Annotated in this window: 20 protein-coding genes; 7 read left to right on the top strand and 13 right to left on the bottom strand. The window is 63.2% G+C overall.

Annotation, left to right across the window (positions count from 1 at the left end):
* The first annotated feature begins 127 nt into the window (after positions 1–127).
* Positions 128–607: a hypothetical protein gene (locus tag FZZ93_RS01785; RefSeq protein WP_149320610.1), complete on the top strand. Its 480-nt coding sequence runs from the start codon at positions 128–130 to the stop codon at positions 605–607.
* 8 nt (positions 608–615) lie between these two features.
* A complete protein-coding gene (locus tag FZZ93_RS01780) occupies positions 616–783 on the top strand; it encodes a hypothetical protein (protein ID WP_187774431.1) in 168 nt (55 codons plus the stop codon).
* A 71-nt stretch (positions 784–854) separates the two neighbouring features.
* Here FZZ93_RS01780 and FZZ93_RS01775 read toward each other — a convergent pair whose 3' ends face one another.
* The 3 genes from FZZ93_RS01775 to FZZ93_RS01765 all read right to left on the bottom strand — a co-directional run bounded on the left by FZZ93_RS01775 (position 855) and on the right by FZZ93_RS01765 (position 4,320).
* The gene (locus FZZ93_RS01775; RefSeq protein ID WP_149320609.1) at positions 855–2,444 is read right to left on the bottom strand and encodes an ABC-F family ATPase; all 1,590 of its coding nucleotides are present in this window, start codon (positions 2,442–2,444) and stop codon (positions 855–857) included.
* Positions 2,445–2,623: 179 nt separating this feature from the next.
* Positions 2,624–3,895 (bottom strand): Y-family DNA polymerase, encoded by a 1,272-nt coding sequence (locus tag FZZ93_RS01770; protein WP_149320608.1) that lies wholly within the window; start codon positions 3,893–3,895, stop codon positions 2,624–2,626.
* Positions 3,892–4,320 (bottom strand): LexA family protein, encoded by a 429-nt coding sequence (locus FZZ93_RS01765; RefSeq protein WP_149320607.1) that lies wholly within the window; start codon positions 4,318–4,320, stop codon positions 3,892–3,894. The genes FZZ93_RS01770 and FZZ93_RS01765 overlap by 4 nt, the downstream gene beginning before the upstream one ends.
* Before the next feature lie 562 nt (positions 4,321–4,882).
* Between FZZ93_RS01765 and FZZ93_RS01760 the strand changes: the two genes are divergently transcribed.
* A complete protein-coding gene (locus FZZ93_RS01760; protein ID WP_149320606.1) occupies positions 4,883–6,130 on the top strand; it encodes a glutamate carboxypeptidase in 1,248 nt (415 codons plus the stop codon).
* A gap of 77 nt (positions 6,131–6,207) precedes the next feature.
* On the opposite strand, the gene FZZ93_RS01755 is transcribed toward FZZ93_RS01760, so the two are convergent.
* From FZZ93_RS01755 to FZZ93_RS01740, 4 genes are read right to left on the bottom strand one after another with little or no spacing between them, the layout of a single operon-like run.
* On the bottom strand, positions 6,208–6,738 hold the full coding sequence (locus FZZ93_RS01755) for a chromate transporter (RefSeq protein WP_149320605.1): 531 nt from the start codon (positions 6,736–6,738) through the stop codon (positions 6,208–6,210).
* Positions 6,735–7,301, bottom strand: coding sequence for a chromate transporter (locus FZZ93_RS01750; RefSeq protein WP_149320604.1), 567 nt, complete (start codon positions 7,299–7,301; stop codon positions 6,735–6,737). Before FZZ93_RS01750 ends, FZZ93_RS01755 begins: the two co-directional genes overlap by 4 nt.
* A 2-nt stretch (positions 7,302–7,303) precedes the next feature.
* Complete coding sequence (locus tag FZZ93_RS01745; RefSeq protein ID WP_149320603.1) at positions 7,304–8,935, bottom strand: gamma-glutamyltransferase family protein; 1,632 nt, start codon at positions 8,933–8,935, stop codon at positions 7,304–7,306.
* A 44-nt stretch (positions 8,936–8,979) separates the two neighbouring features.
* Positions 8,980–10,383 (bottom strand): Na+/H+ antiporter NhaC family protein, encoded by a 1,404-nt coding sequence (locus FZZ93_RS01740; protein WP_187774430.1) that lies wholly within the window; start codon positions 10,381–10,383, stop codon positions 8,980–8,982.
* Between the two features lie 201 nt (positions 10,384–10,584).
* Here FZZ93_RS01740 and FZZ93_RS01735 point away from each other — a divergent pair, with 201 nt between their 5' ends.
* Positions 10,585–11,268 (top strand): GntR family transcriptional regulator, encoded by a 684-nt coding sequence (locus FZZ93_RS01735; protein WP_149320601.1) that lies wholly within the window; start codon positions 10,585–10,587, stop codon positions 11,266–11,268.
* Between the two features lie 29 nt (positions 11,269–11,297).
* Here the strand turns inward: FZZ93_RS01735 and FZZ93_RS01730 are convergent, their stop codons facing one another.
* Positions 11,298–11,705: a SpoIIAA family protein gene (locus FZZ93_RS01730; RefSeq protein WP_149320600.1), complete on the bottom strand. Its 408-nt coding sequence runs from the start codon at positions 11,703–11,705 to the stop codon at positions 11,298–11,300.
* Positions 11,706–11,994: 289 nt separating this feature from the next.
* Here FZZ93_RS01730 and zigA point away from each other — a divergent pair, with 289 nt between their 5' ends.
* The 3 genes from zigA to FZZ93_RS01715 all read left to right on the top strand — a co-directional run bounded on the left by zigA (position 11,995) and on the right by FZZ93_RS01715 (position 14,655).
* On the top strand, positions 11,995–13,233 hold the full coding sequence (zigA, locus tag FZZ93_RS01725; protein ID WP_149320599.1) for a zinc metallochaperone GTPase ZigA: 1,239 nt from the start codon (positions 11,995–11,997) through the stop codon (positions 13,231–13,233).
* Positions 13,230–14,129 carry a GTP cyclohydrolase FolE2 gene (gene folE2 / locus FZZ93_RS01720; protein ID WP_149320598.1) on the top strand — a complete coding sequence of 300 codons (900 nt, stop codon included), beginning with the start codon at positions 13,230–13,232 and terminating at the stop codon, positions 14,127–14,129. The genes zigA and folE2 overlap by 4 nt, the downstream gene beginning before the upstream one ends.
* 112 nt (positions 14,130–14,241) lie before the next feature.
* Positions 14,242–14,655 (top strand): VOC family protein, encoded by a 414-nt coding sequence (locus FZZ93_RS01715; protein ID WP_149320597.1) that lies wholly within the window; start codon positions 14,242–14,244, stop codon positions 14,653–14,655.
* Between the two features lie 9 nt (positions 14,656–14,664).
* Here the strand turns inward: FZZ93_RS01715 and FZZ93_RS01710 are convergent, their stop codons facing one another.
* The 5 genes from FZZ93_RS01710 to FZZ93_RS01690 form a co-directional block, all read right to left on the bottom strand.
* On the bottom strand, positions 14,665–15,969 hold the full coding sequence (locus FZZ93_RS01710; protein ID WP_149320596.1) for a TRAP transporter large permease: 1,305 nt from the start codon (positions 15,967–15,969) through the stop codon (positions 14,665–14,667).
* Entirely contained in the window at positions 15,970–16,518 is a 549-nt protein-coding gene (locus FZZ93_RS01705) for a TRAP transporter small permease (RefSeq protein ID WP_309675805.1), read from the bottom strand.
* Positions 16,518–17,543: a TRAP transporter substrate-binding protein gene (locus FZZ93_RS01700; protein WP_149320594.1), complete on the bottom strand. Its 1,026-nt coding sequence runs from the start codon at positions 17,541–17,543 to the stop codon at positions 16,518–16,520. The genes FZZ93_RS01705 and FZZ93_RS01700 overlap by 1 nt, the downstream gene beginning before the upstream one ends.
* A 157-nt stretch (positions 17,544–17,700) precedes the next feature.
* Positions 17,701–20,820 carry an efflux RND transporter permease subunit gene (locus FZZ93_RS01695; RefSeq protein ID WP_149320593.1) on the bottom strand — a complete coding sequence of 1,040 codons (3,120 nt, stop codon included), beginning with the start codon at positions 20,818–20,820 and terminating at the stop codon, positions 17,701–17,703.
* Positions 20,820–21,932: an efflux RND transporter periplasmic adaptor subunit gene (locus FZZ93_RS01690; RefSeq protein ID WP_149320592.1), complete on the bottom strand. Its 1,113-nt coding sequence runs from the start codon at positions 21,930–21,932 to the stop codon at positions 20,820–20,822. Before FZZ93_RS01690 ends, FZZ93_RS01695 begins: the two co-directional genes overlap by 1 nt.
* Positions 21,933–22,154 lie beyond the last annotated feature (222 nt).

The following is a 22,154-nucleotide window of genomic DNA, read 5'->3' as shown; positions in this document are numbered from 1 at the left end:
TTCAGGTTCGTTCATCAGCCCGGCCAGCGTGCCGGGCTTTATGCGTCAAGGCGGTGTGGCATGATGAGGCAGCTCGGGCATCCTTCGGGTGTCAGGGATGCTTCATCAAGCGGCTCGAGGACAGCATATGCCCCGTTATCACGCCCGTCAGCTGGCCGAAGTGTTGCTGGCCGTGCTGGGTATCTGGTTGGTGGTCAGGCGCATGCCGGATTATGCAGTTTCGTTGTATGTAATGTGGTTGAATTCGGCACTGGGACAGGCAGCGGATGGCCCGAACATCTTGGTCCTGCACAGCGTGCATGTTCTGGTCAGTGTGCTGCTGGGACTGGCGCTGATCCTGGCACGCAAGCCGCTTGCTGCCTGGCTGTCGCCCGCGTCGACCGATGTCTCGGCATCCACCGAGACGCTGGTTGCGGCAGGGGTGGCCGTTGTCGGCATCCACTATCTCGCTGATGGGGCGATCACTCTGGGCACGCAGATGGCCTCGGCCAACCATGCGATTCTCTGGCAAGGCGGTGTGTCGGTGGTGATTGGTATTGCCCTGTTCGCCTTTTCCGTCGGTCTTGGCCGCTTGTGGGGGCTGCTGCGCGGGCGAATAGAGCTTTGAGCCTGGTCGTGAGCCCACTCGGGGTGTTACCCGCGGCGCTTGGCTTTGGGCCATTGATGTCGCTGCATGCGATTCTGGACGAAGGAGCGGGCCAGGAGCGGGTGCTGGTCGAGATCAAGGCGATGCTGAGCGACGCTTATGCCGTCGAGCACGAGACGATCCAGGTCGAGTTGTGAAAGGGCTGTGTCGATGAGGTTGGCCACTCATGATGGGCGGCAGGTGCTGCCCATCATGAGCGAGTGAATGCTTATCCGGCAACGCCCTGACTGCGCAGATAATCATCGTAACTACCACTGAAATCGACGATGCCGTCGTCTTTCATCTCGATGATGCGCGTGGCCAGCGAGCCGACGAATTCCCGGTCGTGACTGACAAAGATCAGCGTGCCGGCATAGTGCTCCAGTGCCAGGTTGAGCGCTTCGATGGACTCCATGTCCAGGTGATTTGTCGGCTCATCCATGACCAGCACATTGGGCTTTTGCAGGATGAGCTTGCCGAACAGCATGCGCCCCTGCTCGCCGCCCGAGATGACCTTCACCGACTTGCCGATCTCATCGTTGGAGAACAGCATCCGCCCCAGGGCGCCGCGTACGGTCTGCTCGCCGCCGGTCGTCCACTGCTGCATCCATTCGAACAGCGTCTCGCCGCCGTCGAAATCAGCCGCGTGGTCTTGTGCGAAGTAACTGACCTCGGCGGCATCGGTCCATTTCACGTCGCCGGCGTCAGGCGGCATCGTGCCCATCAAGCAATTGAGCAAGGTGGTCTTGCCGACTCCGTTGGGCCCAATGATGGCCACGCGTTCCCCTGCTTCGACGCGCAGGCCGAAACGTTCGAACAGAACATTGTCGCCCCACGCCTTGGAGAGTTCTTCCACGTTCAGGGCGTGACGGTGAATTTTCTTGTTCTGCTCGAAGCGAATGTAGGGGCTGACGCGCGAGGAGGGCTTGATCTCCTCGAGCTGAATCTTGTCGATCTTGCGCTGGCGCGACGTCGCCTGCTTGGCCTTGGAAGCATTGGCCGAAAAGCGGCTGACGAATTGCTGCAGCTCGGCGATTTCCGCCTTTTTCTTGGCATTCTCGGCATGCAGGCGCTCGCGTGCCTGGGTGGCGGCGGTCATGTACTCATCGTAATTACCGGGAAACAGCTGCAGCTCGCCGTAGTCCAGATCCGCCATGTGGGTACAGACACTATTCAGGAAGTGGCGGTCGTGAGAGATGATGATCATGGTCGATGAGCGTGCCTTGAGGATGTCCTCGAGCCAACGAATCGTATTGATATCGAGGTGGTTGGTCGGCTCATCGAGCAGCAGTACGTCGGGGTCGCTGAACAGCGCCTGGGCCAGCAGCACACGGAGTTTCCAGCCCGGCGCGACAACGCTCATCGGCTGGTCGTGCTGCTCGAGGGGAATGCCCAGGCCCAGCAACAATTCTCCGGCACGGGCCTCGGCGGTATAGCCATCGAGTTCGGCAAAGCGCACTTCGAGATCGGCGACCGCCATGCCATCTTCTTCGCTCATTTCGGCCTGCGCGTAGATGCGCTCACGTTCCGCAGCGACGTTCCAGAGTTCTTCGTTGCCCATGATCACCGTATCGATGACACGTTCGTTCTCGAAGGCAAACTGATCCTGGCGCAACTTGCCCAGTCGCGTGGTGGCGTCTTTCATCACCTGGCCGCTGGTGGGCTCCAGGTCCCCCCCGAGAATTTTGATCAGGGTCGACTTGCCGCAGCCATTGGCCCCTATCAGGCCGTAGCGATGGCCCTGGCCGAATTTGACGGAAACGTTTTCAAACAGCGGCTTGGGGCCAAACTGCATGGTGATGTTGGCGGTAGAGAGCACGGCGGAGAATCTCGCGGGAGGATCATGAATGAAAGACTTGGGCCGAGCGGGTCCGACCAAAGTGGAGGGCGCATTGTACGCGCCGGACCGCGGGGCTATCTACATGTCCCGTCGACGGGTCAGGGCCATCGTAGAGAGCGGTATCGTTCGGGGGCGACGATACCATCTCCGTGGCAGATTCATGCCTTGGCCTTGAGCAATTCATCCCAGCGCGTGGTGTAGCGCGATGACAGGTTGCCGCAGCGCAGTCGCCAGGGAGCCTCGGGATCGGGGAGGCCGAAGCCGATGGTGTGACGCCCCATGCGACGGTTCAGGGTGTCCAGTGTGGCCATGAGGCGTTCGCCGTGTTGGCATTCGGTGTCGTCGGATGCATCCAGTAACGAGAGCTGGTGGTGCTCGATGTCCAGCAGGTCGAGCAGCATCACGCCGGCCTTCATGTAGCGATAGCCGGGACGATGCAGGCGGGTCAGCGCCTGGCGGGCGGCGGCGATGATCGGTCGGCTGTCGTTGGTGGGACGAGGCAGCTCGACGATGAGTTCTGGCATGTGCTGGGGAAGATCTCGACGGTGTCGGTTGGTCCGGAGGAAGACGTACGCCGCGCGAGCCAGACTGCGTTGGTGGCGCAGCTTCTCGGCGGCGTGCTGGGCATGCTGGCTGACGGCTTCGCGCAGGTCCTGCCATTCGCCGGTAGCGCGACCGAAGGAGCGCGAGACCATGATGCGCCGGCGGATGTCGCCGTCCTGCATGGTGATGCAACTGATACCGCGCAACTCGAGGATGGTGCGTTCCAGCACTACGGAATGATGGCGGCGCAGGGCCTTGGCATCGGCGACTCTCAGGTCCCAGGCGGTGCGCAGCCCCAGTAGCGCCAGGCGTTCGGCCATGCGGCGTCCGAGTCCCCAGATGTTGCCGAGCGGGGTGTGCTGCAACACGCGCCGTGTCTCGTTGCTGTCGGCGGTGAGGACACAGACGCCCCGATACGTGGTAGATGACTTGGCGACATGATTGGCCAGCTTGGCCAGGGTGTGGGTGGGCGCTACGCCGACACACACGGGCAAGCCGGTGTCGCGTCGCACGTCGTCGTACAACGAGCGTGCCAGGCGCGACAGGGCAGCATCGTCGAAGCCTTCCAGCCGCACGAACATCTCGTCGATGGAGTAGGGTTCCACCTCGTCGACGCCTTCCTCGAGCACCATTCTGACGCGGGCGGACATGTCGCCGTATAGCTCGTAGTTGGAAGACTGCAGGTGGATCTCGCCGCGCTGCAGGCAGGACTGCAGCCTGAAGGCCGGCGTGCCCATCTCCACGCCCATGGCCTTGAGCTCACTGGAGCGGGCGATGACACAGCCGTCGTTGTTGGACAGCACTCCGACGGGGCGACCCTCCAGGCTCGGCTTGAAGACGCGCTCGCAGCTCACATAGAAGTTGTTGCAGTCGACCAGCCCGATCATATCGGGAACTCATGGATGACCGACCGTACCACGCCCCATATCTGAAGACTGCGTTCGTTGACCGGGATGGGGGCATGGTCGGGGTGCCCGGAACAGAGGAAAGTGCGGCCGTGGCGTTGCTCGAGACACTTCACGACGACCTCTCCATCGACCAGGGCGATGACGATGTGCCCGAAACAGGCCGTCACCGAGCGGTCCACGACCAGGATATCGCCGTGATGGATGGAATGGGCCTGCATGCTGTGCCCCTCCACGCGCATGAAGAAGGTCGCGGCAGGGTGTTTCACCAGTCGCTCGTTGAGGTCCAGCGTGCGTTCGGCATAGTTCTCCGCCGGAGAGGGGAAGCCGGTAAGGCCCGCTCGTGCGGTGGTCGACGCAAACGCGCCGGGTTGCAGCGGTGGTGTGCGTGGGGTGGTGTCAGGCATAGAGTGGCACCTGATGTGTATTTATATACAGTATCGAGTGGAATAGTCGGCAAGGCAAGTCCGTTTGGGCTCGCCGACCCGTAGGGAAAGGCTTATGGCGGGGCGTCGAATGCCGTCATTGACTATCGGGAATGTCTTACAGGTCTTGCATGAAATCGCGCGTAGAGAAAGGGAAGGGGAAGCGTCATGCTTGAAGCGTGACGCCGATTCAGCCATGCGTGCTGCCCCTCCTTCTCGGCTCGCTGTCAATCTGCTGCGTCATGTTCACGGCATCCCGATTGTTCCGGTTGGGGTGCCGTTTTTTTTGCGCTCTGATCTAGGTATACGAACTTAATGCTTGGTGGAGCACTCACTCCATCAGCCTGGTTATCTCCAGAGTTATGGGGAGATCGCTCCCATTGGTTCTTTCCATTGCGCAGTCCAGTCCGCCCAGAGTTTTCTTGCAAGTCCTTGCAACTGGATACATTGATCATGTACCTCGTGCTGGTTGTGGCCCTGGTTGCGTTTCCTTCAACCTCTGCTTAACTTCGATATTGCTGATACAACAAAACAGGAGACACCGATGAAGCCCTCGATGCTGGCCATGGGATTGGCATACGGCATGCTCACCACGGTGGCGCATGCCGCTCCACACCAGGAAGTGCACGATGCCGTCGGGCAACAGCAACAACCGTTACTGCAGACCCTGGAAACGCTCGTCAACATCGATTCTGGAACGGGCTTTGTCGCCGGCCTGAACAAGGTGGAGACGCTGCTCACCGAGCGTCTGGAAGCCCTCGGTGCTGAGGTGGAGACTCACCCCGCCGAGGCCTACGGTGGCAACACTCTGGTGGGGCGCCTTCAGGGGAATGGCAATAGCCACATCATGTTGATGATCCACTACGACACCGTCTTCGGCGAGGGTACTGCCGAGGAGCGCCCCTTCCACATAGAGGAGAATCGCGCCTATGGACCGGGAGTGGGAGATGCCAAGGGCGGCGTAGCCGTGATCCTGCACAGTCTGGAGGCGCTGGAGACGCTAGGGTTCGACGACTATGGCCAGTTGACCGTGGTCTTCAATCCCGATGAGGAAAAAGGTTCGCTCGGTTCTCGTGATCTGATCCAGCAACTGTCTGCCGAGCAGGATGCGGTGTTGGTGTTTGAACCGACGTTCAGTGAGGGGGACTCCGATGCCGTGACAGTTGTCACCAAGGGTATCAACTACGCTTTCCTCGAGGTGAACGGTCGATCTTCCCATGCCGGAGGCGCACCGGATGAGGGGCGTAACGCTGTCATGGAGCTCTCCCACCAGTTGCTGCAATTGAAGGATCTCGGTGACCCGGACAAGGAGACCACGCTTAATTGGACAATCGTCGAAGGTGGCAGCAAGCGTAATATCATTCCCGAGCAGGCTCGGGCCGAAGGTGATATGCGCTACTTTGATAGCAGTGAATACGAGCGTGTCCTGAACGAGGCCCGGGATATCATCGAGAACCAGTTGATCGATGATACCGACGTGGAGTTCCGTCTCGAAAAGGGGCGTCCGCCCTTGCCCTCCAATCCCCAGACCGAAGCCCTGGCCGAGCAGGCTCAGCAGATCTACCGGGAGCTCGATCGGGAACTGCAGGCTGTCGAGATCGGTGGTGGCACTGATGCGGCCTATGCCTATCATGCCGATTCCTCAACCCCGGCCGTGCTAGAGTCCCTTGGGCTGGCAGGAGGACGCTATCACAGCGATGAGGAATTCGTGCTGGTCGACAGTGTGGTGCCCCGACTCTACCTGACGACACGCATGATCATGGAGCTCTCCGATACCGAAGCAGGCGACTGAGCGGGAAAATCAGGCACCCATCTTCGTTGGGTGCTCCCTGCCGTCAACGTCATGCTTTCGCTGACTAGGGCACCGCTTCAGCCCAGCAGCAGGGCGCCGTAGCCGATGCCGAAGCACACGACCAGGGCGGGATGTACCCGGGTCATCATGAGCAGGAGAGCGGAGACTCCCCCGATAATGGCGGTATGCAGCCAGCCGAGGGTGTCGAGCCCCTCGTCCAGGAAAGACCAGGTCAGATAGGCCATCAGCACCATCACCACCGGGAGGACCCACTGGCTCATGGCCTTGACCCGGGGCGAGTTCCGGTAGCGGTAGAGCGTGCCGAGGGCTGCCAGCATCAGTAGCAGCGAGGGGGCGACGGTAGCCAGCACGGCGATCAGCGCGCCGGGCACGCCGGCCACGTCGTGGCCGATGTAGCCGGCCATCTTGGTGGCGATGGGGCTGGGCAGGGCATTGCCCAATGCCAGAGTCTCGGCAAAATCCTGTGAGGTCATCCAGGCGTAGCGGCCGACTACCTCGTTCTCGATCAGCGGGATGATGGCAGGGCCGCCGCCGTAACCGACGATGTTGGGCACGAAGAAGGCCAGGAACAGTTGCCAGTAGATCATCGGGAGGCCTCCTCGGCAGAGGTTCGGCGCATGGGACGCAACAGGGCAGTGATCAGGATGGCGCCGATCACCAGGCCCGGATGCAGGCCCAGGCCATAGATCAGGCCGCCGGCAGCGATCCCGAGTATCGCGGTGGCCAGCCAACCCAGGCCGGCCCGAGACTTGGCGAAGAAGTCGAGCGTCAACTGGGCCATCATGACCATCACCACGGGGATCACGCCCTGGCCCATGCCCTGGACCCAGCGCTGGTCGCCATGGCGGGCGTACAGGCCCAGCAGGGCAATCATTGCCAGGATCAAGGGCACGGTGACGGCGACCACCGCATTGATGGCGCCCAGCGGGCCGCCCACGCGATAGCCGATGTAGCCGGCCATCTTGGTGGCGATGGGGCCGGGCAGGGTATTGCCGATGGCCAGCACGTCGGCGAAGTCATTATCGTCCAGCCAGGCGTGGCGCTGGACCGCTTCCCGACGGACCAGCGGAATCATCGAAGGACCGCCGCCGAAGCCGAACAGGCCGACACGCAGGAAGGCCATGAAGAGTCGAATCTGCCGTTGCCACATGGTCATAGCACCGCAATGCTGGCGTCGGTACGCGGCTCGGTGCCCCCGCTGTAAACGCCGGTGTCAGGATCGCGCAGGATGACCTGGCCACGCCCGAAACTGCGTTCGTCGTGGGCGATTCGCATGTCGTGGCCGCGCTCGGCCATGGCCCGGACCAGATGCACCGGGTAGCCGCGTTCGATGCCGATGCGTCGCTCGCCCAGCCATTGCCAGCGTGGCGCATCGAGCGCGGCCTGGGGATTGAGGCCGAAGTCGACCAGGTTCATCACCACCTGCACATGCCCTTGGGGCTGCATGTAGCCGCCCATCACGCCGAACGGGCCGAGTGCCTTGCCTCGCCGGGTCAGAAAGCCGGGGATGATGGTGTGATAGGTCTTCTTGCCGGGTGCCAGAGAGTTGTCGTGATTCGGGTCGAGGCTGAAGTCGTGGCCGCGATTCTGCAGGGCGATGCCGGTGCCTGGCACCACCACGCCCGAGCCGAAGCCGTGATAGTTGCTCTGGATATAGGACACCATGTTGCCCTCGGCGTCGGCGGTAGCCAGATAGACCGTGCCGCCGGCGGGTGGCGTGCCGGGCTCGGGCGTCAGGGCACGGTCACCGATCAACCGGCGTCGCGACTCGGTATAGGCATCGCTCAACAGGGCGTCGACGGACTGGCTCATGTGCTCGGGCTGAGTGATGTAGGCCTGGCCGTCGGCAAAGGCCAGCTTCATGGCCTCGAGCTGACGGTGCAGTACCTCGGGATCATCGCGGTGGCCGGGCTTGAATCCCTCGAGAATGCGCAGTGCCATCAGGGCCACCAGGCCCTGCCCGTTGGGGGGAATCTCCCAGACATCGACGTCGCGGTAACGTGCCGAGATGGGCGAGACCCATTCCGGCCGGTAATTGGCCAGATCCTCGGCGCGCAGGTATCCCCCGGTGCGGCGCGAGAAGTCGTCGATGCGCTCGGCGAGCTCGCCGCGATAGAAGCTCTCGGCGCCGGTCTCGGCGATGCATTCGAGCGTGGCGGCCTGATCGACGCAGCGGTGCCATTCGCCGGCGCGAGGCGCGCGACCGGCCGGGGTGAAGGTCTCGAACCAGGCCTGGGTCGCCTCGCCTTCCAGGTGACGACGGAAGGTGGCCTCGTCGCGTTGCCACAGGCTGGCGATCACCGGGGAGACCGGAAAGCCTTCGCGGGCCAGCCGGATGGCGGGTGCCAGCAGGCTGGCAAAGTCGAGCTTGCCGAAGCGTCGCGACAGCTCGGCCCAGGCGGAGGGGGTGCCGGGCACGGTGACTGGCGTCCAGCCATGCAGGGGCATCTCGGTGTGCCCGTCCGCCGCCACTGCCTCCGGTGTCAGCGCAGCCGGCGCGGTGCCGCTGGCGTTGAGGCCATGGAGGTGACCGTTGCCGACATCATCGCTGGCGATCCACACCAGGGCGAAGGCGTCGCCGCCAATGCCGCAGCCGGTGGGTTCGACGACGGTCAGTGCCGCCGCCGTGGCGATGGCGGCATCCACGGCGTTACCGCCCTGGGCCAGGATGTCGCGTCCCACCTGGCTGGCCTGCGGCTGGGACGCCGCCACCATGCCGTGACGTGCGTAAGTGAGGCTGCGCTGCGAGGCATAGGGTGTCGTGGCGGAAAAGGATGTTGGCATATCGTCTCCAGGTATCGATGCGGTAACTCATATGAGGGTCGTGATCAGGAGCTGGCATCGCTTGCGGCGATGGGGCGACCTTGTGCCAGGCCACTGATCACATAGAAGAGCGAAAACAGAATCGTGGCATAACAGAGGATGGCGTAGATGAAGAAATCAGCGGTGGCCACGCCCAGAGTGGCGGCGGTGAAGGCCCCGGTCACCCCCCAGGGGACGAGGGGCGAAAGTGTCGTGCCGGTGTCTTCGAGAATACGCGAAAGGTTCTTGGGGTCGCTGCCGCTGGCGGTGACGAGAGGACGCAGTAGCGGACCGAGCAGGGAGAAGGTGACGTAATAGCTGCCCGTCAGCAGGAAGGCCGTTCCATGCAACGCCATGGCGCCACCGAGTACTTGGCGACGACCGGCATGACGGCGGGCCAGCATTTGCACGGCGGCATCCAGGGTGCCGGCGCTCTTGAAAGGAGCACCCAGTACGGCGGCGGCAATCAGCACGGCCACAGTGGACATCATGCCCTGCAGGCCACCGCGCGAGAGCATGTCATCGACCATGGGGATGCCGCTGTCCGCGGTATAGCCGGTGTTCAGGGCTTCGCCCACCGCTGACAGCGAGGCTCCCTGGACGAGCATGGCGAGCAGTGCTCCACTCAGGATGCCGAGGAAGAAGGAGGGCAGAACCGGCTGGCGTAGCAGAATGCAGGCAAAGACGACCAGCGGGGGCAACAGGGTCACGGGCGTCAGCTCGAAGTTGGTGTGCAGGGCCTGCAGAATTTCCTGGGTATCGCCGGAGATACCGCCGCTGGTGGCCGCTACGCTACCCAGCCAGGCATAGATGACGAGTGCCAGCCCGTAGGCGGGTAGGGTGGTGTACAGCATATGCTTGATATGCGTAATGATATTGACGCCACAGACGGCCGACGCCATGACCGTCGTATCGGAGAGTGGAGAGAGCTTGTCGCCGAAGAAGGTGCCGGTGACGATGGCGCCCGCGGCATAGGCCGGGGGAATGTCCAGACCGATGGCAACGCCCATCAGAGCCACGCCGATAGTGCTCAGAGTACCCCAGGAGGTGCCGGCCATGATCGACATCATCGAGCATGACAAGCAGGCGACAACCAGGAACAACGCCGGCGAAAGCGCCTCCAGGCCAATGGCGACCATGGCTGGAATGGTGCCGGAGAGCATCCAGACGCCCACCATCATGCCAACGCTGATCAAGATCAGGATGGGCACCAGCATGGCGTGGATGCCCGCCAGCAGGTCATTTTCAATACGTTGCCAGCCGATGCCCCAGAGCAGGCAGAGCGCGATGGCGAAGGCGCCGGCGGTGATCAGGGCGATGGCGGTCGGCGTACCCAAGGCGATGATGCCATAGAGCAGGATGCCAATCGCGCCGGCCAGTAGAATGAGATGATGGCGACCTTCGAGAGGCTGTCGTCGTATGATGCGCATGGGGCATGGCTCTTTGTCTTGTTGTGCCGGTTCTTGCCAGGCGTGGCGAACCGATTTGGAACGGCAGGTAGCTGCCTGCATCGATTGACTTTTAATCGTTGTTTTTTAAAAAATCGATTTTTCGGAAATCACTATGGCGCGGGAGTTGGATAGCGTCAACCGAAGACGTACCCTGCGGAGGCGATCAGCCAGAGCGATATCATGAGTACACCGAACGTCAGTGGGGCCGCCTCGCCCCCAACGGGCGCTACCGCCGCCAGCCGGGTCTTCGATGCCCTCAAGCAGGATCTGATTCGCGGGCGTTTCGCGGCCGGCGAGAAGCTCGCCATCGGCAGCCTGAAAACGCGCTATCAGGTGGGACTCAGCCCCTTGCGCGAGGCGCTCAATCGCCTGGCCGCCTACGGGCTGCTGGAACAGGTCAATCAGCGCGGCTTTCGAGTGCCGCCCCTGAGACTCGATGAGCTTGATGACATCGCTGACCTGCGTAGCCAGCTCGAGTGCATGGCCTTGACCCAGGCTTTCCAGAACGGCGATGCCGAATGGGAATCGCTGCTGCTGGCAGCGCACCATCGGTTGCGGCGTGCCGATGAGCGACCGCAGGAGGTGGAGGAATGGGAGCAGGCACACCTGCGCTTTCACCGGACCTTGCTGGCGCCCTGTGGCTCGCCATGGCTACTGCGCTTCATCGAGCAACTGCACGATCAGTTCGATCGCTACCGCCGCTTGGCGCCGCCCAATCCCGAGGTTCGCGAGGTGCTCGATCGGCAGCATGGCGAACTGGTGCAACTGGCGATGGAACGACGCATCGAGCAGGCCAGGGCGCTGCTCGATGAGCACATTGGCCTGTCGCATGGCGTGGCGCGAGGCGCCTGCTCGGCGTCCTGAGGGGCTGCCGGGCCGAGCCTGGGCAAGGCTTAGGCCATCGCCCCTTCATGCCCGTCGTGATCGGGTGGCGGCTGGCAGACCCATACCAAAGCGGTCCGCTTGTCGCGCACGCGGAAGGTGCGCATCTCCATGGAGCGGAATACATGGTTCTCGATCCGCACCAGGTGGCGGATCCAGTGCTTGTCGCTGACCGTGGCGGCCCGGTAGTAGCGACCCATGTCGCCGATCTGGGTCAGGCCGTAGCCGAGATCACGGAGGAAGGCCGTGAAGGTCATCCAGCGGATATCGTCGATTTCGGTGTAGAGGCTGATGCGCGGATGGGTCTTCTTGGCCGACTCGATGGCGTCGATAGCCCGTTGCAGATCATCGGCATCGACTCTCCCACCGACGCGCATCGCTACTACGTGATCGGCGCCCGAGGGCAATAGTTCCAGCATGGTTCGATCCTCCTTGGAGAGGCTTGAACGCGCCGGCGACCGGGAAATGCCCGGTAACAGGCCGGTGCGATAATCGCCATGTATTCGGTGTTTCCCCACAGTATGGCACTGATCGGTTGACAGGCACGTCGGCATCGGGTTCCGGATCCGGTGTTTCGCCATGCCATTCATTCCGCTTGAGTGAGGTCATCCGTATCGACACGGGCATTGCCGGAGAGGGTGGTGTTTTTGTTATGTTATAACGTATATTATTTGCCGCATTGCCATGTCGAATGAAGGAGGGACGACGATGACCCATGTTCAAGACCCGCTGCCGGTTACCGTGCTGTCGGGATTCCTGGGAGCCGGCAAGACCACCTTGCTCAACCGCATCCTGGCCAATCGTGAAGGACGCCGTATCGCCGTGATCGTCAATGACATGAGCGAGGTGAATATCGATGCTGACCTGGTGCGCGGCGACGGGCGTGGCGATGTGGCGCTGAACCGTGCCGAGGAGCGCCTGGTCGAGATGAGCAATGGTTGCATCTGCTGCACCTTGCGCGAGGACCTGCTGGAAGAAGTCGGACGCCTTGCCCGGGAGGGGCGCTTCGATCAACTGGTGATCGAATCCACCGGCATCTCCGAGCCGTTGCCGGTGGCCGAAACCTTCACCTTCGAGGACGAACAGGGACGCAGCCTGTCGGACGTGGCAAGGCTGGACACCCTGGTCACGGTGGTCGATGGCGTGAATTTTCTCGAGCAGTATCGCCGGGCCGACTCGCTCGAGGAGGCCGGGCAGAGCCTCGGCGAGGACGACGAGCGCAACCTGGCCGATCTGCTGGTCGACCAGGTGGAGTTCTGCGATGTGCTGTTGATCAGCAAGGTCGACCTGCTCGAAGCCGAGCAACTGGTGGAACTCAAGGGCGTGTTGCGAGCCCTCAATCCGCAGGCCGAACTGATCGCCATGCGCTATGGCGAGGTGCCTCTGGACAAGGTGCTCGATACCGGCCTGTTCAGTTTCGAGCGCGCCAGTCAGGCACCTGGCTGGCTCAAGGAAATGCGTGGCGAGCACCAGCCGGAAACGGAAGAATACGGTGTATCGAGCTTCGTCTACCGGGCGAGACGACCTTTCCACCCCCAGCGGTTCTTCGATCAGCTGCACGAGCGAGGTTTCGGCGACCGGTTGCTGCGTTCCAAGGGCTTCTTCTGGCTGGCCAGTCGGCCGCACCATGCCGGCCAGTGGAGCCAGGCCGGCGGCATTGCGCATTACGGCCTGGCAGGCATGTTCTGGAAGGCCATTCCGGAGGAGCACTGGCCCGATGAGCCGGCCTTTCGTCAACGCATCATCGAAAAATGGCAAGAGCCATTCGGCGACATGCGCCAGGAACTGGTCTTCATCGGCCAGAACATGGACGAGGTCGAAATCCGGCGTGCCCTGGACGCTTGCCTGCTCGACGACGAGCAGTTGCAGGCAGGGCTGGATGGCTGGCTTGCTCTACCCGATCCGTTTCCGAGCTGGAACATCGTCGATGAGCGGGAGGCCTCATGATGTCTGAGGCGCTCGAGGATGTCGCAGCAGGTCGTACGGCGACGCATGGTGCGTTGAACTGGGTGGGCATGGACGGTATCTCCCTGCCAGTGCGCGTGGTCGATCATCCCGTCGACGCACGGGTGGCGGCATCGGTCAGTCTCGATGATCCTGCTGCCAGGGGCATTCATATGTCCCGGCTCTATCTGCTGCTGGAGGAACTGGCGGAACGCGAGCTCGAGGTGCCGCGAATCGCCGGGCTGTTGGAGAACTTCCTGGCGAGCCATACCGGGCTCTCCCGTCGGGCGCGACTTTTCCTGACGGGTGAGCTGACACTGCGTCGGCCGGCGTTGGTCAGCCCGCTGGCAGGTTGGAAGGGCTATCCCGTCGCGCTGCGAAGCTGGCGCGAAGGTAACAGCGTCGAGACGCAGCTTGAGCTGAAGGTCGGCTATTCCTCGACTTGCCCATGTTCGGCGGCGTTGGCGCGCCAACTGATTCAGCAACAGTTCGACAGGGACTTCGGCGACGAATCCCTCGACCATGCTTCGATACGCGACTGGCTGGGCGAATCGCATGGCATCCTGGCCACGCCCCACAGTCAGCGCAGCGAGGCGCGGATCACGGTGCGGCTGGCCGATGGAGTCGATACGCCGCCCTGGCTGGACTTGATCGAGCGAGTCGAGGCAGTGCTGGGGACGGCGTTGCAGACGGCGGTCAAGCGTGTCGACGAGCAGGCGTTTGCCCTGGCCAATGGCCAGAACACCATGTTTTGCGAGGACGCGGCCCGTCGGTTGCACCAGGCGCTAAGCGATGTATCGGGAATTGCTGGTTTCCATGTGCGGGTCGTGCACGCCGAGAGCCTGCATGCGCATGATGCGGTGGCTGAGAGTCAGGCTGATTGGTGGTGGCGAGACTAACGAAGCAATGATTTATTGTTGCGCTCACGACATAAATCAGTGCTTCTCCGACAGTGACGGAACTGAGTAAGCTATCTATGTTGGGGCTGTACACAACAGGAGCCAAGCCGATATGCAACCCAGAATCAGCATGATCACGCTCGGTGTCGATGACATCGAGCGGGCCGTACGTTTCTATGAACAGGGGCTCGGTTGGCCAAGGCTCGAGTCGCCGCCGGAAGTGGCTTTCTTCACCCTGAACGGCACCTGGCTGGGGCTCTACGGACGCGAGGCCCTGGCCGAGGATGCCGGCATGGCCGTGGGGAACAAGCCGGCGTTCGGGGGCGTGGCGCTGGCTCACAACGTGGCGAGCGAGGCCGAGGTGGACGCGGTGTTGGAGCAAGCGGTCGAGGCCGGGGCCAGCCTGGTCAAGCCGGGGCAGAAGGTCTTCTGGGGCGGTTATTCCGGTTACTTCGCCGACCCCGACGGCCACCTCTGGGAAGTCGCCCATAATCCCTTGGTGTGGATCGGCCCCGAAGACCCATGAGCCTAACCCTTATCCCGACAGCACCCGGGGCAGCCACAGGGCGATCTCGGGCCAGACGCTGATGATCAGCGCCGCCAGGCACATCAGCGCAAAGAACGGCGCCGCCGCCAGGGCCACGCGGCTGATGCTCTCGCCGGTCAATCCCTGGAGCACGAAGAGATTGAAACCCACCGGCGGGGTGATCTGCCCGAGCTCGACCATGATCACCAGGAAGATGCCGAACCACAGTGGGTCGTAACCGGCCTGGATGATGATAGGCAGGGTGATAGGCAGGCTCATCACGGTGATCGAGATGCCGTCCAGGAAGAGTCCGAGCAGGATGTAGAAGAGCGCCATGGCCAGCAGCAGGGCGATCGGCGAGAAACCCTGCCGGGCAATCCAGCTTGCCAGCTCACTGGGCAGGTGCAGGTAGCCCATGGCCGTCGACAGCATGGCAGCGGCCACCAGCAGGCTGCAGACCATGACGGCGGTGACCAGGGCGCCGCGCAACGCGGAGAGAAACAGGCCGACGCTCAGCTGGCGCTCCGCGGCGAGCAGGAGCAAGGTAGCGCCACAGCCGATGGCGGCGGCCTCCGATGGGGTGGCGATGCCCGTGTAGATTGCGCCGAGCACTACCACGACCAGGCCCAGTACCGGAGCCAGCAGGCAGAGGGCCTGCCAGGGTGTGGTCGAGTCGGCCTCTTGCCGGGGCGCGAGAGAGGGGGTCGCCAGACAGCGCAGCATGACATAGCCGATGTAGAGCAGTGCCACGAGCAAGCCGGGCAACACACCGGCCATGAACAGTTTGCTGATCGAAACCTCGGCCTGGACGCCATAGACGATCATGACGATCGATGGCGGGATCAGCAGCCCCAGGCTGCCGGCGCCGGCCAGAGAACCGATCGACAGGCGGCGATCATAGCCCCGGTTGGCGAGTTCGCGGGTGGTGATCTTGCCGATGGTCGCCGTGGTGGCGGCGCTGGAGCCGCTGACGGCGGCGAATAGCGTACAACCCAGCACGTTGGTGTGCAGGATGCCGCCGGGCAGGTGCCGGGTGAGCGGCGTCAACCCTTTGAACAAGCGCTCGGCGATATTCGAACGGAAGATCAGCTCTCCCATCAGGATGAACAGCGGAATCGCCGAGAGCTCCCAGCTGTTGGCGGCACGAAAGAGGATCTTCGACAGGATCAGTCCGATGCGCTCGAAGCCGAAGTCGCCCAGACCCCAGAGCGATAGCATCGCGACGATCACCAGGCCGGCGAAGATCCAACTGCCCAGCGCCAGCACGCCCAGCAGCAGGGCAAGCACGCCGAGGCCGATCAGTAGCGTATCCATTCATGACTCTCCGCTGTCGAAGGTGGCGCGTTCGACCAGGATCCTGAGCGTCCGGACGACGAGGACCAGGCACAGCAGGTACAGCCCGAGCAGCACGGCACCCTGGGGGATCCAGAGAGGCGTTTCCGCCAGGGTTTCGCTGACGATGCCGCGAGCATGGCTGCGCTGGACGGCGATGGTCCAGAAATGTGCCAGCCAACCGAAGACGAGCAGAGTGGATATGCTGGCGAAGAGCTCGAACGGCCAACGCCAGCGTTTCGGAAACCGCTCGAGCACCAGCGAGACGCGGATCAGGCCGCCCTGTTCAAGGGCATAGGGCAGGCTGAGAAAGGTCATGGCAGCGACGCTGTAACCGATGAACTCGTCGAGCACGAAGGTCGAGTGACCGAACAGTCGCAGGGCGATCTCGAGCAGGATGTGGCCGAGCATGTAGACAATCAGCAGCATGCCGAGCCAGGCACCGAGCCTGGCCAGCCCAGAGGCGAGCTGGCCGAGTCGGCTGGTGAGCGTCTCGAGTGGGCCTCGGGAATGTGCAGGCGTCGTGGACATCATTCAGACGCCTGGCGCTGGTTGAACTCGTCAAGAATCTTCTGGCCACGCTCGCCGATATCGTCGAGCCAATTGTCGACGACCGGGGTGGCGGCTTTTTCCAGTTCGGCGCGGAACGTATCGCTAATCGGGTCGTGAAGAGTGACGTCGTGCGACGCGAGCGTTTCGTAATTCTGGGCGACGCGCTGCTTGACGACCTCCCAGTTGTGCTCGTCGGTCTCCTTGGCGGCCTGTCTGATGGCCTCTTGCTGAGACTCGTCGAGCGATTCGAAGGCGTCGCGATTCATGTGCACCATGTTGAGCGGGATGGCGTACTGGATCGCGCTGAAGTCGCGCAGGTGTTCCCAGAAACTGCTGTTGGCGCCGGATTCCGCCGAGGTCAGCACGGCTTCGATGCCGCCGGTGGCCAGTTGGGGCACGACGTCGGCCCAGGAAAGCTTGACCGGGGAGGCCCCGGCATTGCGCAGGATCTCGGTGCCGTTGCGGTCGTAGGTGCGGATCTTGAGGTCCTGCAGGACCTGCATGTCGGTGACGGGCTCTTTCGACCAGATGCCGCTGGCCGGCCAGGGCGAGGCGTAGAGCAGTATCTGGTCATTCTCGTTGAAGACCTTCTTGTATTCCGGCCGGGCGATCTCGTAAAGGCGCTTGGCCGATTCGACGTCGTCGGCGAGGAAGGGCAACGACGATAGCAGGAAGATGGAGTCGATGCCGCCGAGGGTGCCGGACAGACTGTCGGCGATCTGCACGGCGTTGTCGGCGACCGCGTAGAAATGATCGCCGGAGCGGAACCCGAGTGAGGCGCCAGTGTGCAGGGTGATGTCGACCTCGCCGTCGGTCAGTTCCTCGACGCGCTGGATGAACCAGGCGTCACCCTCGGCGTGGATCGAGCTGGCGTTGTATTCGTTGGAAAAATCCATCCGGGTGGCGGCCTGGGCGTTCAGCGTCAGACCACCGAGGCTCATGCCGGTGATGAGGGCGCAAAGGGTGGCGCGACGGGACAGGGCGCTCTGCAGGGAATCGATCATGAATGCAGTCCTTGTAGATTGTTATCAAACGCTTGTCGTTTCAGCTTCCGGGATTTGCGCCCGGCAAGGAAGGCGCCGATACGACAGGTGATGTCTTCATCACGACAAGCCTAGTCGGACGGCGCGCCTCACGGTCGGGCAAGCCTTCGTCGCTGCTTCAACGTTGTTCGGAAGGCTGTTCGGCCATCTCGCGATCCAGTTGCCGGGCTACGGCGCCGGGCGAGCCGGTGCGTCGAGCCAGGAGATCATAGGCCACGGGGACCACGAACAGCGTGAACAGCGTTGCACTGGCCAACCCGCAGAGGATCACGGTGCCGAGTACCAGGCGCGTCTCGGCCCCGGCACCGCTGGAGACGATCAAGGGCACCGCGCCGGCCATGGTGGTTACGGCGGTCATCACGACCGGGCGCAGCCGGGTCACGGCGGCCTCGACCAGTGCCTCGTGGAAGGTGTGGCCGGCATCGCGTAGCTGGTTGGCGAACTCGACGATCAGGATGCCGTTCTTGGCCGCCAGGCCTACCAGCATTACCAGCCCTACTTGGCTGTAGGTGTTCAGCGACTGGCCGCTGAGTCCCAGGCCGAGCAGGGCGCCGATCATCGCCAACGGGACCGTGAACATGATCACCAGCGGGTGGATGAAGCTCTCGAACTGGCCGGCCAGGACCAGGAAGACCACCACGACGCCGAGAGCGAGCAGGAAGGTGGTGGCACTACTGGCTTCCTTGTAGTCCCGGGCATCGCCCTTGACGTCGGTCTGTACCTCGGCAGGCAGGAGTTCGTCGGCCGTGGTTTCCAGATAGTCGAGCGCCTCGCCCATGGAATAGCCGTCGGCGAGGTTGGCCTGGATGGTCACCGCACGCAGCCGGTTGTAGCGATTCAGTGTGCTGGGGCCGGCGAAGTCGGTGAGGGTGACCATGCTGGAGAGTGGCACCAGTTCGCCCGAGCGTGACGAGCGCACCATGATGCTGTCCAGCGAGCGGGGGCTGGGCCGGGAGCCGCGCTCGGCCTCGAGGATGACGTCGTACTCCTGGCCGTCGTCGACGTAGCGCGTCACGGTGCGTCCACCAAGCAGGGTCTCGAGGGTACTGCCGATCTCGCTGACGGTGACGCCGAGATCGGCGGCCCGGGTGTAGTCGATGTCGACCCTGAGCTGCGGCTGGTTCTCCTCGTAGTCGCTGTCCAGGTTGAGCAGTTTGGGATTGTCCTGACGAATGTGCTCGATCAGGGTATCGCGCCACTCGGCGAGTTGATCGTAGGTGCCGCCGCCGAGCACGAATTGCATCGACTGATCCATACCGCCGCCACCGAATCCCTGGGGCATCACCGGGAAGGCCTGGACGCCGGGCAAGTCGGTGAGGCGTGCGCGGATCTCGTTCATGATCGGCCATGCGGCGCGTCGGCTGCCCCAGTCGCTGAGGTTGACGATCACGAAGCCGCCGTTGAAGTTTTCGATGGTGCCCCAGCCGCGGGGCGCGCGCACCAGGATCCTCTCGATCTCGCCGCGTTCGCGCAGGGGCAGCAGGCGCGCCTCGATCTCGTCCATGTAGTCGAGCATGTAGTCGTAGGTAGCGCCGGGGGGGCCGTTGATCAGCACGAAGAAGGTACCGCGATCCTCCTGGGGGGTGTATTCCCGGGGCAACTGAGCGTTGAGCCAGACCATGGCGCCGATCAAGGCGAGAAACAGCGCCATGACCGGCCAACGCCAGCGCAACACGCGCTCGAGCATGCGTCGATAGACGGCGCGGCAGGCGTTCAGGGCGCGATGCACGCCGTGGGCAATGTGCCCTTCATGCATGTCGCGCTTGAGGATCTTGGACGCCATCATCGGCGTCAGGGTCAGTGCCAGCAGCGTGGAGATGGAGACAGCGGCGGCCAGGGTCAGGGCGAATTCCGAGAACAGCCGACCGATGTCGCCTTGTAGAAAGCTCAATGGCACGAACACCGCGATCAACACCAGGGTGGTGGCGATCACCGCGAAGGCGATCTGGCGGCTGCCCCGGTAGGCGGCGACCAGTGCCGTTTCGCCGTATTCCTGCATGCGGCGGTGGATGTTCTCCAGCACCACGATGGCGTCGTCGACGATCAGGCCGATAGCCAGCACCAGGGCGAGCAGGGTCAGCAGGTTGATGGTGAAGCCCATGGCGGCCAGGGCAGCGAAGGTGCCGATCAGGGCGATGGGCACGGTGACCGCCGGGACCAGGGTGGTGCGCAGGTTGCCGAGGAAGACGAAGATGGCCACCACGACCAGCCCCATGGCGATGAACAGGGTCTGGACGACCTCGAAAATGGCGTTGGAGACGAAGGTGGAGGCGTCATGGTGCAGCTTGAGTTCCATGCCGTCGGGCAGTGTCGGCGCGACGCGGGCCAGTTCCGCCTTGACCGACTTGGAGAGAGCCAGGACGTTGGCGGTGGACTGCTTGCGGATGCCCAGGCCGACCATCGGCACGCCATTGCCGCGGAACAGCGAGCGTTCTTCCACCGCGCCGATTTCCACCCGGGCCACGTCGTCCAGGCGCACCAGGTAGCCGTTGTCGTCGCGAGACAGGGCCAGGGCCTGGAAGTCCTCGGGAGTGGCGAAGTTGCGAGGCAGGCGCACCATGAACTGGCGGTCGCGGGATTCCACTGAACCGCCGGGCAGCTCGACGTTTTCCTCGCGCAGGCTGTTCTCGACGTCGCCCACGGTCAGCCCGCGGGCGGCCAGGGCGTCGGCATCTAGCCAGACCCGCATGGCGTATTCGTAGCCACCGCCGACGATGACCTGAGAGGCGCCGTCCTGCACCGAGAATCGGTCGGTGAGGTAGCGTTCGGCGTAGTCGGTGAGCTCACCGATGTCATAGTCGCTGCCCGACAGGGAGAGCCAGATCACGACATCGGATCCCGAATCTTCCTTGCGCACCTCGGGGGCATCGGCCTCGTCAGGCAGGTTGTTCCGAGCGCCGGCGATACGATCACGGATGTCGTTGGCTGCGGCGTCGATGTCCTTGTCCAGGCCGAACTCCACGCTGATGTTGGAGCTGCCGTCCGAGCTGGAAGACGATATTACCTCGATGCCACTCACTCCACTGATGCGATCTTCCAGCACCTGGGTGATCCGGGTTTCCACTACATCGGCTGAGGCGCCGGGATAGTCGGTCCTGATGCTGACCACCGGCGGGTCGATGGAGGGATATTCCTGCAGCGGCAGACGGTCGAGGGCGAGCAGGCCGAAGGCCACGATCAGGGCGGCCAGTACCGTGGCCAGTACCGGCCGCTGGACGGAAACGTCAGACAGGCGCATCAGGCATCTCCCGCGTTGCGGTCGGCCTCGAGTAGCGCGCGCACCGAGGTGTCGTCATCGGCAATGCCCAGCAGGCGGACTCGGTCGCCGTCATGGGCGCGTTCCACGCCGTGGCTGACGATCAGGTCGCCGGGGGAGAGGCCGTCGAGAATCTCTGCCTCGCTGGGGCGCCGTTCGCCGACTCTCACCTGGCGGCGTGTCACGCGGTCGTCGTCGCTCGCGTCGATGATCAACACGTAGTGGCGCTTGCCTTCGGGAATCAGTGCCGCCTCGGGAATCACCAGGGCCTGGCGTTGACGACGGGCGATGGTGACTTCCATCAGCATGCCGGGGCGCAGCTTGCGTTGCGGGTTGTCGATCAGGGCGCGTATCGACACGCTGCGGCTGACCGGGTCGATCCGGGTACCGATGGTGGCGATCTCGCCCTGAAAATCGGATTCAGGGAAGGCGGCACTGGTGGCGGTGAGCGACATGCCGGGTGCCAGGGAGCCGAGCGCGACTTCGGGCACCTGGAAGTCGAGCTTCATGCGATCGATCTTGTCCAGCGTGGCCAGTTCATCGCCCGGAGAAACGAGGGCGCCGATGCTGATATTGCGAAAACCGACTTCGCCCGAGAAGGGCGCCTTGATCTGGAAGTTATCGAGCTGGGCCTGCAGGGACTCGACCTCGGCCTGTGCCTGGCGAAGCTGGGCGCGGCTGTCCTCGGCATCGGCTCGGGTTCCCAGGTTGCGTTGCTGCAATTGGGCGAGACGATCTACGGCCGCTTGGCGCTCATCACGCAGGGCTTCGGCCACGCGAAGATTGGCCTGGGCCTCGTCGTTATCGAGGCGCACCAGCACATCACCGGCTTCGACCCGCTCGCCGCCTTCGAACTCGAGACTCTCGATGGTCTCGGTCACCTTGGCCGACAGCGTCACACTTTCGTCGGCCTTGAGGGTGCCCAGGGCATCCAGCGGATCGCTCCACTGGGCGAGCTCGGCACGGGCGGCGATCACCGCCGTTGGTTGCTCGGCCGGCGTTGTCTGGGCGAACGAGGGGAAGGCCAGGGTCAGGCCAAGCAACAATAGTGGCAGGCGCTTCCGCCAGGCGGCGGCATTGGGTCTCGCGATCATGAGAGGCTCGTGTGATCCAGGGGGTGATGAGATCGGGCATCCAGCCCTGCAACGTCGGACAGCTGTTGACCGCTCAGACAGTGCCCTGCGTTGCACAGCGTACCCTGAGTGGAAAACGAAAGTGTGGCAAGAATGCACAAGTTCCGAGCCGCCTATCGGTTGCCTGCTCTGCTAGAATGCGCGGTTTTGCGTTCCTGGGCCAGGAAGGGAAGGCAGCGTGCG

The organism is Halomonas eurihalina (genome assembly GCF_008274785.1).
Lineage (GTDB): Bacteria > Pseudomonadota > Gammaproteobacteria > Pseudomonadales > Halomonadaceae > Halomonas > Halomonas eurihalina.
This window is presented reverse-complemented; position numbering and strand designations above follow the sequence as displayed.